Consider the following 13,638-nt stretch of genomic DNA (forward strand, 5'->3'; position numbering starts at 1 on the left):
TCTCTCATCAGGCTGAGTCACGGGCAACCAGCTGGCCGGAAAGCGTCACCGTCTGAGTTTCAGATTGCGGGTGTTTTATTTTACGGATTATCAGCGTGGCCGCCTGACGGCCGGTTTCCTCGCTGGCAGAAGAGACGTAGGTAAAAGCAGGCGATGTCAGATTCACCTGCAGCATGTCCTCAAAACCGACCAGGGCAACCTGCTGCGTCAAAAAAACATCTTTACCGATAGTTCGCCCGACCTGGTGAATGCCACTGATACAACCGATCATTGCAGCCGGTGAATGACACAGTAATGCGGTGATAGTGTTATTCTTTTCCAGCAGCTGGCGCGTGGCAACGCTGACAGCATGCGTGTTTTCACTACAGGCCGGTGACGTGTCTTCACGATAAGGGATGCCGTTTTGCACTAACGCACTGCGGAAGCCAAGCAGGCGCTGCTGGCGGATAAGGTCGTTTTCCTGGCCGCCAATATAGCCAATACTTCGGTGACCCCGGCCAATTAAATAACGCGTAGCAAGGCCGGCTGCCTGACGATTATCCCGCATCACCAGATTACAACTCCCGGTAATCTGCAGCTGTGAGACAACCACCAGCGGCAACGCAATCTGGCGAATCTGGTCCGGTAAGCTGGCGCAGCTGGTCTGTGAAGAGAGGTAAATAATGCCGGCAACGCCCTGCTGCCTGAAAGACAGCAGGCAGCGTGCAAGCTGGTCACCATCATCCTGCGGCTGGCCAAGGAATATCATGTAACCTTGTTTTTCCAGCTCCTGCACCACGCTGGCCATTACTTTTATCGAAAAAGTGTCACTAAAATCCCGCAGGATAAGACCAATCAGGTTAGAAGTACTGGCGCGTAAATTTGCGGCAGCTACATTGTGGACATAACCTAACTCATTGATGGCAGATTGCACTTTTTCAATCGTTGCCGCAGAAATTTTTCCTTTCTGACGAAGCACCAGCGAGACGGTGGACACCGATACCCCCGCCCGCTGTGCCACATCAATGATGCTGACTTTTTTCAAATCCACTCCGTGAGAAAACCAAAAATTAAACCGGAAACAGCGTTCTCCCGCCGAAGCGGGAGACATGCAGAGGCTATTTTTGGTTTATTTACCGATCATTGTCGACAGGGTTTGCGCGATAAACTGCGCGCGCGCACCAAAAATAATCTGAATACCTTTATCACCCACAAATACAACGCCCCGGGCGCCAAGGCTGTTAAGTCCCTCTTTATCGACTTTATCACGCTCGGCAACTTCCAGCCGCAAACGCGTAATACAGGCCCCCACGGCATCGATATTTTGTGCCCCGCCCAGCAAGCTGACAATCTCCTGAGCCAGCTCGGTGTCGGTTCTGTCACTGGCATCGGCGGTAACCTCGGTGCGCCCGGGCGTTTTCACATCCAGACGCCGGATCACAAAGCGGAAGGTGAAATAATAAATTACCGCCATAGGGACACCCACTACCACGGCGTTAAGGTAATGCGTCTGGAAACCATTCAAGGAAGGCACAATACCAAAAGACAGATAATCAATAAAACCTGCAGAAAATGATTTCGCGATATGAGCATGCAGCAAATACATACACATGTACGCCAGACCAGCCATAATCGCATTAAAGATATACAGCACCGGCGCCACAAAAATAAAAGTGAATTCAACCGGTTCAGTAATACCGGTCAGAAAACAGGTAAGTGCGGCAGAAAACAGAATACCAAAGGCGATCTTTTTGTTTTTGGTATAGGCTTCATGGTACATCGCCAGACAGGCAGCGGGCAGTGCAAACAGCATCAGCGGGAACTCCCCCTGCATAAACTTGCCGGCATTCTGATAGCTATTCGCGCTAAATGATTTTACCCCTTCTTCCAGCATTTTGAACCAGATAGTCTGATCGCCGTGGATCAGCTGGCCAGTTTGCATGGTGTAGTCTCCGAATGAATACCAGAAAGAAGGATACCAGATATGGTGTAATCCCAGAGGAATCAGTGCCCGCTCCACCAGCCCGAAAATAAAAGTGGAAGCGGCCTGATTATCGCCATTCACTACCACCGACAAAGCATCAATTCCCGCCTGAATATGCTGCCAGATAAAAGGTAATACCAGTCCAAGTAAAAATGATAAAAACGCGGTGGCAATAGCAACAAAGCGTTTACCTGAAAAGAATCCGAGGAACTCCGGTAACTGCATCGCATGAAAACGGTTATAACACCAGGCCGCCAGGATGCCGCAAATTAAACCACCAAACACCCCCATCTGCAGTGTGGGAATGCCAACTACCATGGCATATTTGCCACCCTGAGTCGCCATTTCCGGCGTGACGCTCAGCATGGTGCTAATCGTGATATTGGTAACAAACACTGACACCGCCGCCGACAAGGCCGCAATACCAGATTCTGATGCCAGGCCAACCGCTGAGCCAATCGCAAACAGCATAGGCAGGTTATCAAAAAGCACGCCACCGGCATTCATCATCAGCGGCAATTCAAATTTATTACCGAATGCCAGCAGCAGACCGGCTGCCGGCAGCAGTGAGATTGGTAGCATCAGCGCCCGACCAATCATCGACAGTTTTGACAACGACTTAATAAAACCTGAGATCAGACTCATGCTGTCTCCCCCCGAATGTGATTTGTTTTATGTATTATTGAGGTTAACTGTAAGTATAACGTTCTACTAAAACGTTATACTTATAATGAAATCTCGCACCTGGCGGTGCAATGGATATTTCATTAGCCGGCGGGCAGAATGTGAAATTTTTGAAGTTGATCGGCAAACTACCGGGCGATCTTAAGAGATAACGTAGCCAGCAACCAGGTGATGACAGGCGTTTTTTAACCCGTTAACAAAAATGAGGCAATCACGGACGCTCGCTATTCTGCCTTAACTGCAGCAGCCGGGTATTGATCACTGCAACGTTCACTTCGCAGGGGGTGCCATCGTCAAGATAGACGGTTTCATTAATTTCCAGGGCCGCATCCTGGTCATTCAGTTTCAGTAACATCAGCTGCTGCGGATCGCTGACGTTAATCGCATTCAGATGCTGTTCCCTGCGCTGAACCTTTTTACCGGTAACTTTTTCAATATATGAGTATTTTGAAATTTCCAGCTCGCTGCATTCCATGCTTTCAAACAGGCTAACCGGCAAATGAATGTGCTCCAGTGCCACCGGGATATCGTTAAAACACATCAGGCGCAAAATTTTATATATTTTATCGCTATTTTTTATCCGTAATGCCTGAGCAATATCAGGAGAAGGCACCCTGATGATACTCACGGTAAGCACTTTTCTTACCCCCTTAAACCCTTTTTTCTGTGCCTGAAAATCAAAAGGGGAAAGCGCGTGAAATCTGCCAGAATGATTACTTTTACCAATTGATCCAACAAAAAGCCCGGAACCTTTCACCCGGTATATTTGCTGCTGCTCAATCAGAATGCGCGTCGCCTCACGGACCGTGGCGCGGGTAATACCAATATTTTTAGCAATTGCGATTTCAGTATCGAGTTTATCGCCCGGTAGCAACCCCTGCTGCTTAATCTTTCGCAGCAGGTAATCAACGACTTCTTTTTGTTTTTCGGTAATGCCCTCGATCATCAGCATACTTTCGATCCGGTAGAGACAGCATGGCGTTGCCGACAGGATATAAAGCCTCCCGGCGCGGTGGATTGAAGCTGGGCGGCCCCGTCTGACAGCGTCAGGATGTGATCGGGCTAACGAATTTGCATTCAATCATGACATGTCCGTATATATCTTAACCTCATATATTGTATCTGTACACGTCCAGGTTCATCATCAATATGACTAGACATCTTTAGGTTTATCCGGAACGCAATAAACAGGCAACCCGGCATCATCATTGCCTTTATTACACTGTTTTTTATAACAGTTATTGAATTACTCCCGCCAGCATGGCGGCGAAAAATAGCATCTGCCCTGAGTAAAACGCTATCCGGGCTGGGCATATAATCTCAAGCTGTCTGGACATAACTGGCCTACCCGAATGGGAAAGCCGCAGACAACAGAGTCAATAACACCACGTCAGGGGTTCAGTACCTGACTTTATAGCAGGAAAAGAGCATGGCAAATCTGGCGAGCTGGTTGAATGAAGAAACGATTCAGTACGCTGACAAGGTCACCAGCTGGCAGGAGGCGATTATCCTTGCCGGCCGTCCTCTGCTGGCAGCGGGAGCAATTTCCCCGCGTTATATTGATGCCATTATCAGTATGAAGCAGGAAATCGGTGCGTATTTTGTGATTGCACCGCGCATTGCCATGCCCCATGCCAGACCAGAGCAGGGAGCAAACAAACTCGGTTTATCGGTATTAAAACTGGCCAGCGCCATTAATTTTGACGCCGGTGAAAATGATCCGGTCGATATAATCTTTATGTTTTCAGCCCCCGACAGCAACAGCCATATCGATATGATCTCCCAGCTGGCGGAAGTGCTTTCTGACGATGACACAATGCAACACATCTTCACTACGCGCAGTAAAGCGGCGCTGATGGCGCTTTTACTGCCGGAAAATCATGCCGGTTAACGCCGGCAGAATCAGACACAGTCATAACAGTCATAAATGAGGTGCGACATGAAAATCATGGCGGTATGTGGAGCAGGCCTGGGTAGCAGCTTCATGATGGAAATGAATATTAAAAAAGTGCTGAAAAATATTGATGTTTCCGCAGAGGTTGATCATGCGGATTTAGGCTCGGTCACTGCCAATCTTGCCGATGTATTCGTTATGGGAAAAGACATCGCCTACAGCGCAAACTTGCCAGAAGACAAGGTTATTATCGTTAATAGCATTATTGATATCAAAGAGTTAGAAGAAAAACTGAGCCATTACTTCAACCAGGCGTAATCGCGCAATCGCTGTATAACATTGACCGCTGAGGTGAATATGTTTATCCAGAATCTTTTACAAGTCGTTGTAGACGTGATGAAAGTGCCCTCCATCCTGGTCGGGCTGGTCGCGTTAATCGGCCTGATTGCACAAAAAAAACCTTTCCCTGACATCATTAAAGGAACGGTCAAAACTATTCTGGGCTTTTTAGTACTGGCTGGCGGCGCCTCGGTCCTTGTGGGCTCATTAACGCCGCTCGGTGATATTTTCAAATTTGCATTTAACGTACAGGGGATCATTCCCAACAACGAAGCCATGGTATCTATTGCGCTGGCAAAATATGGTGCACCCACCACGCTGATTATGGCCTTTGGTATGGTCGCCAATATTATTGTCGCGCGATTTACCCGGCTGAAATATATCTATTTATCCGGCCATGTCACCTTCTATATGGCATGTATGGTCGCGATTATTCTGTCAGTAGCCGGCTTCAGTGGCGTTCAGATGATCTATACCGGATCGCTGGCGCTGGGCATGATGATGGCACTTTTCCCGGCGCTGGCGCAGCCATATATGCGCAAAATCATCGGTAACGATCAGGTGGCGCTGGCCCACACCGGTACCATCGGTTACATCCTGGCCGGCTGGATTGGTTCTCTGGTGGGTAAAGGATCGCGCTCCACCGAAGAGATGAACATGCCAAAAAACTTAAGTTTCTTGCGCGACAGTACCATCTCAATTTCGCTGACCATGATGATTATTTATTTCATTCTGGCAGTATCGGCCGGCCCGCAATATGTAGAAAGTCATTTCAGTCAGGGACAGAATTACCTGGTTTATTCTTTTGTGCAGGCAATTACCTTTGCCGCAGGGGTTTTTATCATCCTGCAAGGGGTTCGTCTGATTCTTGCCGAAATTGTCCCGGCCTTTACCGGCTTTTCAGAAAAACTGGTGCCTGAGGCCCGGCCCGCACTGGATTGCCCGATTGTGTTTCCCTACGCGCCTAATGCAGTGCTGGTTGGCTTTATCTCCAGTTTTATTGGTGGTCTGGTCGGCCTGTTTATTCTTGGCCAGCTGAAATGGGTGCTTATTTTACCTGGCGTTGTCCCGCATTTCTTCTGTGGCGCAACAGCGGGCGTATTCGGCAATGCAACAGGCGGAAAACGCGGTGCCATTCTCGGCGCTTTCGCCCACGGTATTTTAATTACTTTCCTGCCAGTTGCCCTGCTTCCGGTACTGGGAGCATTAGGGCTGACCAATACCATGTTCTCTGATACTGATTTTGGCGTTGCCGGCATCCTTCTTGGCAACATGGCTCGTTTTCTTGATAAAGGCACGATCACGGCAATCATTACCGGCATTTTTGCGTTGCTGGTGGTGTATAACTTTGCAACCGCCCGTAAAATTACCCGTAAAGAAAACCAAAGCTGAAAACAGTGTCTCAACCACAGGCGGCATCTGCCGCCTGTAATCGGACAGCCATAAAGTATACCAATAACATATTCAGCCGCACTGATAACAAACGGCCCCTATTAAAAATGGGCACATAAAATACAGTATTTTTTCAAAAATACACTCAATTCATTTTGTTATAACATATCGGCAGTTGCATAATCACACTCCCGGTAACAGCCATCAGAAACCTTTACTCTACCCATACTCCGGCATCGAGATACACTGTATACGTATCAGCGCTAATCTCCTGCTCCCCTTCTGATGTAATATGGCAGCTGACCGTTCCCGCTTCTTTAGCAAGAAACCATCCAGTGTTAGTCGAATTTGCCGGATCGGTATCGGCACAGCTTTCAAAATCAATCGTTAGTTGGTGCTGCGGATTGTTTTTTCCTGAATAAGTAACGATATTGTAAGCATCCCGCTAAAACGGTCCATTCACTTTTAGAGATCTTCCGACATACTGACTATGTCCCCTTGTAAGCATCCTGTAGTGGTCAACTAAAACTGGCCAGCACTTTGGAGTTCTTCTAGTATCGTTTTTCCGATTCGTTTGGTGGTAACCCACCATTATACTCGTGTGGCCTGAGCTCGCTGTAATACTTAACGAGATAGTCCGTTATTGCCTGATCTGCACCGCTAAAGCTTATGTAGCCAGTCACTGGCACCTACTCATTCTTCAGGCTCCGGAAGAAGCGCTCCATTGGGCTATTATCCCGGCAGTTCCCACGCCGGCTGGCTTGCCACGTGTTTCCCATGCCATTTCCAGCGCTTTCGTGGTGAGTCTGCTGTCTGGTGAGAACGACATTGCCCAGCCCACTGGCTTTCTTGCGAACAGGTCGAAAACAACGGCGAGGTAAACCCAGCGTTTGCCTGTCCAGATATACGTTACGTCGCCGCACCATATCTGATTTGGCTCTGCCACTGCGAACTGCCGTCCAAGGTAATTCGGGATAGCGATATGCTCATGACCGCCACGTTTATAGCGGTGAGCTGGTTGCTGGCAGCTCACCAGTCCCAGTTCTTTCATGAGTCTGCCAGCAAGCCAGCGCCCCATCTGATATCTTCTCTGGGTCGCCATGGTGGCGATGCTCCTTGCCCCGGCAGAACCGTGGCTGATGCTATGCAACTCAGATACCTGGCTTCGTAATACAGTTCGTCTGCCGTCTGGTTTTTCAGGACGGTTTCTCCAGTATTTGTAGCTGCTACAATAAACCCCGAACACATGGCAGAGCGTGGCTACAGGATAATGCGCCCTGCGTTTCCCGATTATCGAGAACTGTTCAGGGAGTCTGACATCAGGAGCGCGGTAGTCTTTTTTAATATTTAACTTTCTATTTCAATACGTTGTAGCTTTTTCCTGAGCTCACGGACTTCAATTTGTTCCGGGGTAATGGGGGAAGCTTTTGGTGTTTTTCCCTGCCGCTCATCACGTAACTGTTTCACCCATCGCGTATTGTGGAAAGGCTGACATCCATAGCGCTGGCTGCATCTGTAACGGTGTAGTTCTGGTCAAGGACCCGTTGAGCGGATTCGCGTTTAAATTCTGCGCTGAAACTTCTTCTTTTCATTGGGGCACCTGTAATGTTCTGAGGTGAGCATATCACCTCTGTTCAGGTGGCCAAATTCAGTGTGCCACTACAGGTACACTTTATGTGAAAAATCACCAATTTATACAAGACACTTTTTCCGACGATAGAAAATAAAAAACCCCTGAATTAACAGGGGCCTATGTTTTCATTCTTTACAGATAACTCTAAGGTCATCTTCAGAACGGAATATCGTCATCGAAATCCATAGGTGGTTCGTTGCTGTTAGCCGGCGCACTGTTTTGCTGAGGCTGAGACGGCGCACTGCCGCTGTACTGATTGCCACCCTGAGGCTGTTGCGGTTGGCCCCAGCCATTATTGTTGTTGCCCGGAGCCGCACCGCTACCAGCCGGAGCACTGCCACCCTGACGACCACCCAGCATCTGCATTGTGCCACCGACGTTAACCACAATTTCGGTGGTGTAACGATCCTGGCCGCCCTGATCCTGCCACTTGCGGGTGCGCAACTGGCCTTCAATGTAAACCTGTGAACCTTTGCGCAGATATTCGCCGGCAACTTCCGCGACCTTGCCGAACAACACCACACGATGCCATTCTGTGATTTCTTTTTGTTCACCGGTCTGCTTGTCACGCCAGCTCTCAGACGTTGCTACCGTGATGTTGGCCACCGCGCCGCCACTCGGCATATAGCGAACTTCCGGATCCTGGCCAAGATTCCCCACCAGAATGACTTTATTAATGCCTCTGCTGGCCATGTTCGATTCTCCCGATGAAATTTTAGTCAGTTTTCTACTATGAAAGTCTATCATCTCATAGCGGGTATGCCTATGAAGTTAACACGATGCGTTCAGGTTATACGAGCCGGCTTCCAGAATGGTTCGTAGCACAAAACCCTAACAAATGACGATAACACTGGATATCCGGACAGTTATTTTTATGCCATAATAACCTGTTTCTTTGTGGCCGTGCCGCGAGCATGGCGGCATCTGTGCTAACCGGGAAAAGTGAATGGATAAGATAGAAGTTCGTGGTGCACGCACCCATAACCTGAAAAATATCAACCTGATCATCCCTCGGGATAAGCTTATTGTCGTCACCGGGCTTTCCGGTTCCGGGAAATCTTCCCTGGCATTTGACACGCTGTATGCCGAAGGCCAGCGACGCTATGTTGAGTCGCTTTCTGCCTATGCACGTCAGTTTCTTTCGCTGATGGAAAAGCCGGATGTCGATCATATCGAAGGGCTGTCACCCGCCATATCAATTGAACAAAAATCGACCTCTCATAACCCACGTTCAACGGTCGGTACCATCACCGAAATTCATGACTATCTGCGTCTGCTTTTTGCCCGCGTAGGTGAACCACGTTGCCCTGACCATGACGTTGCACTGACTGCCCAGACCGTCAGCCAGATGGTGGATAATGTACTTAACCAACCGGAAGGCAGTCGTCTGATGCTGCTGGCACCGGTGGTGCGCGATCGAAAAGGTGAGCATACTAAAACGCTGGAAAACCTGGCGACCCAGGGCTATATCCGCGCGCGTATTGATGGTGAAGTTTGCGATCTGTCCGATCCGCCAAAGCTGGAACTGCAAAAAAAACACACCATTGAGGTTGTCGTCGATCGCTTTAAAGTACGAGCCGATCTGGCACAGCGGCTGGCGGAATCTTTTGAGACCGCGCTGGAACTCTCCGGCGGCACGGCAATGGTTGCTTCAATGGATAATCCGCAAGCTGAAGAGCTGCTTTTTTCTGCCAATTTCGCCTGTCCGGTATGTGGTTACAGCATGAATGAACTGGAACCACGCCTGTTTTCATTTAATAATCCGGCAGGGGCCTGCCCTACCTGTGACGGTCTCGGCGTCCAACAATATTTCGACCCCGAACGGGTGGTACAAAATCAGGAGCTTTCGCTGGCAGGCGGTGCCATCCGCGGCTGGGATCGTCGTAACTTCTATTATTTTCAGATGTTGCGCTCACTGGCGGATCACTACCACTTTGATATTGAAGCACCGTTCGCCTCGTTAAAAGAGAGTGTTAAAAAAGTGATTCTTTACGGTTCCGGTAAAGAGTCTGTCGAATTTAAATATATTAACGATCGGGGTGATACCTCGGTGCGCCGCCACGTTTTCGAAGGCGTGTTACACAACATGGAACGCCGTTATAAAGAAACCGAATCCAGCGCGGTACGCGAAGAACTAGCGAAATTTATCAGTAATCGTTCCTGCGCCAGCTGTCATGGCTCACGTCTGCGGCGTGAAGCTCGCCATGTTTTTGTTGAAAACACCACATTGCCGACCATCTCAGAAATGAGCATTGGTCATGCCATGGACTTTTTTCAGCACATCAGGCTCAGCGGCCAGCGGGCAAAAATTGCTGAAAAAGTGCTGAAAGAAATCGGCGATCGCCTGCGTTTTTTGGTTAACGTTGGTCTGAACTACCTCTCTTTGTCGCGCTCAGCGGAAACCCTTTCCGGTGGCGAAGCACAGCGTATTCGTCTCGCCAGCCAGATTGGTGCCGGGCTGGTCGGGGTAATGTACGTTCTGGACGAACCGTCGATTGGCCTGCACCAGCGCGATAACGAACGCTTGCTGGAGACCCTGATTCACCTGCGTAATCTGGGCAATACGGTGATCGTAGTTGAACATGATGAAGACGCAATTCGCGCAGCGGATCACGTTATCGATATCGGCCCCGGCGCCGGCGTCCACGGCGGTGAGATCGTTGCCGAAGGCAGCGTTGAAGATATCATGGCGGTTGCAGATTCACTGACCGGGCAATTCCTGAGCGGCAAGCGGGCCATTGAGGTGCCAAAAGAGCGGGTAAAAGCCGATGCGACAAAGGTACTGAAACTGACTGGCGCCAGCGGCAATAACCTGAAAGACGTTACCCTGACGCTGCCGGTCGGCCTGTTCACCTGCATTACCGGCGTGTCGGGTTCCGGCAAATCAACGCTGATTAATGACACCCTGTTTCCGGTGGCGCAACGCGTATTAAACGGTGCCACCCTGGCGGAATCGGCGCCTTACCGCGATATTAGTGGTCTCGATCATTTTGATAAAGTGATCGACATCGATCAAAGTCCGATTGGCCGCACACCGCGCTCTAATCCGGCAACCTATACCGGTATTTTTACCCCGGTGCGCGAGCTGTTTGCCGGCGTACCGGAATCGCGTTCGCGCGGTTACACACCGGGACGTTTCAGCTTTAACGTTCGGGGGGGCCGTTGTGAAGCCTGCCAGGGCGACGGGGTAATTAAAGTTGAAATGCATTTCCTGCCGGATATTTATGTCCCCTGCGATCACTGCAAAGGCAAACGCTATAATCGCGAAACCCTGGAGATTAAATATAAAGGCAAGAATATTCATCAGGTGCTGGATATGACGATTGAAGAAGCCCGTGACTTCTTTGATGCCGTGCCGGCACTGGCGCGTAAACTGCAGACGCTGATGGACGTTGGGCTTTCCTACATCCGTCTCGGTCAGTCCGCCACCACCCTGTCAGGTGGCGAAACCCAGCGGGTCAAGCTGGCGCGCGAGCTGTCAAAACGCGGCACCGGGCAGACGCTCTATATTCTTGATGAGCCTACAACCGGTCTGCATTTTGCCGATATCCAGCAGCTACTGGCGGTTCTGCACCAGCTGCGCGACCAGGGCAATACCATCGTAGTGATTGAACACAATCTGGATGTGATCAAAACCGCCGACTGGATTGTTGATCTCGGTCCGGAAGGGGGAAGTGGTGGAGGTGAAATTCTGGTGGCCGGCACGCCGGAGACCGTTGCCGATTGCGAAAAATCACATACCGCACGCTTTCTGAAACCGATGCTTAAACCACGTTAAACCTTGCGCTGCGGACGGCATCATCTGATGAATGCCGTCCGTCCGTCGGGTACCAACATCATAAGATAAATCTGCTAATTTTGCTGACACACGCGGGTAAAAATGAAGCATTTTCGCTTTATTTTACTCTAATTCAGTAAACGTTTGCAGGATCAGGCAAGATTTCAATAGGTTCTGCCCTACCCCGCAGCGGCGTTGACTACTAAGCTTATTGCTCTTCGATGGGCGTCACGTTTTCGGATGTATTTTGCACCATCGCCCGTCACTGTCTGCCACCAGCGCGAATATGGTTGCTGGCGGAAAATCGCTTAACGTCACTTCTAATGGTTAAATCTGGAGAAATCATGAAGATAACCCATGCTTATGCTGCTCAGGACGCAAAAGCCAGACTGGCTCCCTTTGAATTTCAGCCGCGCGAGTTGCGTGCTAACGATGTTCTGATTGAAATTTTATTCTGCGGCGTCTGCCACTCCGATCTTCACCAGGCGCGTAACGAATGGCGCAATACCGTCTATCCGGTGGTTCCCGGCCACGAAATTGTTGGTCGCGTTGCCGCAGTTGGCACAGAAAGCGTTAAATATCAGATTGGCGACATCGTTGGCGTCGGCTGTCTGGTCGACTCTTGTCGTCACTGCCCTGGCTGCCAGGAAGGTCTGGAGCAATACTGTGAAAACGGTTTTGTTGGTACCTATAATGGCACCGACCGTTTTGACGGCACCACGACATACGGCGGTTATTCAAGCCAAATCGTCGTGCATGAAGATTTCGTATTACGGGTGCCGGAAAATCTCGATCTGGCGGGAGTTGCGCCACTGCTGTGCGCCGGTATCACCACCTATTCTCCATTGCGTCACTGGAAAGTCGGCCCCGGCCAGAAAGTCGGTATTGTCGGACTGGGCGGACTGGGTCATATGGGTGTCAAACTGGCTCACGCCATGGGTGCAAAAGTCGTGCTGTTTACCACTTCGCCGTCAAAAGTTGAAGACGGTAAACGTCTGGGAGCCGATGAGGTCGTCATCTCTAAAGATGCTGAGCAGATGGCTCAACATGCCAATAGTTTTGACTTCATTCTGAATACCGTGGCTGCCCAGCACGATCTCGATCAGTTCACTAACCTGCTTAAGCGCGATGGAACCATGACACTGGTCGGCGTCCCGGAACACAGCCACCCTTCACCAGCAGTCGCTAACCTGATCTTTAAACGCCGCGCGATCGCCGGTTCACTGATTGGCGGCATCGCAGAAACCCAGGAAATGCTGGATTTCTGCGGCAAACACGGCATCACGTCAGATATTGAGATGATTGATATGAATTACATTAACGAAGCATATGAACGCATGCTTAAAAGTGATGTGAAGTATCGCTTTGTCATTGATATTAAATCACTGAATAAACAGGCTGCCTGATAAGCTGCGGACCGGATAGCCGCCGGTCCGCTTTATTTACGCCGGTTTTTATCATTTAACTCAGGCATCAGACACCCTGAAGAAACCGCTATGCCTCACGAATCACACAGCCAGTCTGCCCGGCTGATGACTATTTTTCAGATTAGTCAGCGCTCATGACCAGTACGGCAGAACCGGTAAATGGCCCCTTACTGACATCTTTACCCTGCTTTTTGATGAGTACGAATTTAAACTGACTTTCCCCTAACCCCCCCTGCAGCTGCGTTCTGATACTGTCACCCGGTTTGACTCGTTGTTTTTCGTAATACATTTCTACTCCCAGATATTTATTAGAGGTCTGTATTGCCAGGGTCGAAAAATCGGTGATGCCTCTAATTGGTTGAATCTGATGTATAATGCGGGCTTTTGAGGTTCTCTTATGGCCAGCGTTAACGTTCATTGTCCCCGTTGTCAGTCTGTTCAGGTTTACCGCCATGGTCAGAACCCTAAAGGCTATGACAGATTTCGCTGCCGTGACTGCCACCGCGTGTTTCAACTCACTTACGCTTA

11 protein-coding genes and 1 pseudogene are annotated in these 13,638 nt (G+C 49.7%); 6 read left to right on the forward strand and 6 right to left on the reverse strand.

Going from position 1 to position 13,638, the window contains the following annotated elements:
* Positions 1-7: 7 nt before the first annotated feature.
* The 3 genes from malI to BL249_RS04765 all read right to left on the reverse strand — a co-directional run bounded on the left by malI (position 8) and on the right by BL249_RS04765 (position 3,593).
* On the reverse strand, positions 8-1,024 hold the full coding sequence (gene malI / locus BL249_RS04755; RefSeq protein ID WP_099706253.1) for a Mal regulon transcriptional regulator MalI: 1,017 nt from the start codon (positions 1,022-1,024) through the stop codon (positions 8-10).
* An 84-nt stretch (positions 1,025-1,108) separates the two neighbouring features.
* A complete protein-coding gene (locus BL249_RS04760) occupies positions 1,109-2,608 on the reverse strand; it encodes a PTS transporter subunit EIIC (protein WP_099706254.1) in 1,500 nt (499 codons plus the stop codon).
* Positions 2,609-2,858: 250 nt separating this feature from the next.
* Positions 2,859-3,593, reverse strand: a complete 735-nt coding sequence (locus BL249_RS04765) for a GntR family transcriptional regulator (RefSeq protein WP_099706262.1) — start codon at positions 3,591-3,593, stop codon at positions 2,859-2,861.
* Between the two features lie 483 nt (positions 3,594-4,076).
* Between BL249_RS04765 and BL249_RS04770 the strand changes: the two genes are divergently transcribed.
* From BL249_RS04770 to BL249_RS04780, 3 genes are read left to right on the forward strand one after another with little or no spacing between them, the layout of a single operon-like run.
* Positions 4,077-4,538: a PTS sugar transporter subunit IIA gene (locus BL249_RS04770; RefSeq protein WP_099706255.1), complete on the forward strand. Its 462-nt coding sequence runs from the start codon at positions 4,077-4,079 to the stop codon at positions 4,536-4,538.
* A gap of 48 nt (positions 4,539-4,586) precedes the next feature.
* The gene (locus BL249_RS04775; RefSeq protein ID WP_099706256.1) at positions 4,587-4,859 is read left to right on the forward strand and encodes a PTS sugar transporter subunit IIB; all 273 of its coding nucleotides are present in this window, start codon (positions 4,587-4,589) and stop codon (positions 4,857-4,859) included.
* Positions 4,860-4,898: 39 nt separating this feature from the next.
* Positions 4,899-6,272 (forward strand): PTS ascorbate transporter subunit IIC, encoded by a 1,374-nt coding sequence (locus BL249_RS04780; protein WP_099706263.1) that lies wholly within the window; start codon positions 4,899-4,901, stop codon positions 6,270-6,272.
* 551 nt (positions 6,273-6,823) lie between these two features.
* Here the strand turns inward: BL249_RS04780 and BL249_RS04785 are convergent.
* Positions 6,824-7,864 (reverse strand): annotated as a pseudogene (locus tag BL249_RS04785) (IS3 family transposase).
* A gap of 197 nt (positions 7,865-8,061) precedes the next feature.
* Positions 8,062-8,598 (reverse strand): single-stranded DNA-binding protein SSB1, encoded by a 537-nt coding sequence (gene ssb1, locus BL249_RS04795; RefSeq protein ID WP_099706257.1) that lies wholly within the window; start codon positions 8,596-8,598, stop codon positions 8,062-8,064.
* 253 nt (positions 8,599-8,851) lie between these two features.
* Between ssb1 and uvrA the strand changes: the two genes are divergently transcribed.
* A complete protein-coding gene (uvrA, locus tag BL249_RS04800) occupies positions 8,852-11,683 on the forward strand; it encodes an excinuclease ABC subunit UvrA (protein ID WP_099706258.1) in 2,832 nt (943 codons plus the stop codon).
* Between the two features lie 344 nt (positions 11,684-12,027).
* Complete coding sequence (locus BL249_RS04805) at positions 12,028-13,089, forward strand: NAD(P)-dependent alcohol dehydrogenase (RefSeq protein ID WP_099706259.1); 1,062 nt, start codon at positions 12,028-12,030, stop codon at positions 13,087-13,089.
* Between the two features lie 142 nt (positions 13,090-13,231).
* Here BL249_RS04805 and BL249_RS19165 read toward each other — a convergent pair whose 3' ends face one another.
* On the reverse strand, positions 13,232-13,399 hold the full coding sequence (locus BL249_RS19165; protein ID WP_158234019.1) for a hypothetical protein: 168 nt from the start codon (positions 13,397-13,399) through the stop codon (positions 13,232-13,234).
* A 108-nt stretch (positions 13,400-13,507) separates the two neighbouring features.
* On the opposite strand from BL249_RS19165, the gene BL249_RS04810 reads away from it, so the two are divergent.
* Positions 13,508-13,638 (forward strand): IS1 family transposase (locus BL249_RS04810; RefSeq protein WP_342633895.1); only part of this gene is annotated, 131 nt, incomplete at its 3' end.

The sequence above is a fragment of the Erwinia sp. OLFS4 genome, from assembly GCF_002752165.1.
Taxonomy (GTDB): domain Bacteria; phylum Pseudomonadota; class Gammaproteobacteria; order Enterobacterales; family Enterobacteriaceae; genus Izhakiella.

Bases quoted from the DNA above. Each gene is read 5' to 3' on its own strand.
- ssb1 (WP_099706257.1), bottom strand. From the start codon at position 8,598: ATGGCCAGCAGAGGCATTAATAAAGTCATTCTGGTGGGGAATCTTGGC.
- BL249_RS04780 (WP_099706263.1), top strand. From the start codon at position 4,899: ATGTTTATCCAGAATCTTTTACAAGTCGTTGTAGACGTGATGAAAGTG.
- BL249_RS04770 (WP_099706255.1), top strand. From the start codon at position 4,077: ATGGCAAATCTGGCGAGCTGGTTGAATGAAGAAACGATTCAGTACGCT.
- BL249_RS04805 (WP_099706259.1), top strand. From the start codon at position 12,028: ATGAAGATAACCCATGCTTATGCTGCTCAGGACGCAAAAGCCAGACTG.
- BL249_RS04775 (WP_099706256.1), top strand. From the start codon at position 4,587: ATGAAAATCATGGCGGTATGTGGAGCAGGCCTGGGTAGCAGCTTCATG.
- BL249_RS04765 (WP_099706262.1), bottom strand. From the start codon at position 3,593: ATGATCGAGGGCATTACCGAAAAACAAAAAGAAGTCGTTGATTACCTG.
- BL249_RS19165 (WP_158234019.1), bottom strand. From the start codon at position 13,399: ATGTATTACGAAAAACAACGAGTCAAACCGGGTGACAGTATCAGAACG.
- uvrA (WP_099706258.1), top strand. From the start codon at position 8,852: ATGGATAAGATAGAAGTTCGTGGTGCACGCACCCATAACCTGAAAAAT.
- BL249_RS04760 (WP_099706254.1), bottom strand. From the start codon at position 2,608: ATGAGTCTGATCTCAGGTTTTATTAAGTCGTTGTCAAAACTGTCGATG.